This is a genomic window from Saccharothrix sp. ST-888, assembly GCF_000955975.1.
In the GTDB taxonomy this organism is placed as follows: Bacteria; Actinomycetota; Actinomycetes; order Streptomycetales; family Streptomycetaceae; genus Kitasatospora.
On the sequence record NZ_JYJF01001085.1, the window covers coordinates 1 to 262 of the forward strand.

Here is a 262-nt window from a genome sequence, read left to right on the forward strand (position 1 = left end):
CCCTCGGCCGCCAGCCGCTCCGCAACCTCAAGCACCGCCTGCTCGGCACCCGAAATCACCACCGACGAAGGCCCGTTGACCGCCGCGATACCCACCTCGACCGTCAGCAGCGGCAGGACCTCGCCCTCGGACGCCTGCACCGCCACCATCGCACCACCGGCGAGCAGCGCCTGCATCAGCCGGCCACGCGCCGCGACCAGAGCCGCAGCATCTGCCAGGGAGAGGACCCCGGCGACGTGCGCGGCCGCCAGCTCACCGATCG

The 262-nt window shown here is 73.3% G+C and carries 1 protein-coding gene; it reads right to left on the bottom strand.

Annotation, left to right across the window (positions count from 1 at the left end):
• Nucleotides 1–262 (bottom strand): acyltransferase domain-containing protein (locus tag UK12_RS35725; RefSeq protein ID WP_045307393.1); only part of this gene is annotated, 262 nt, incomplete at both ends.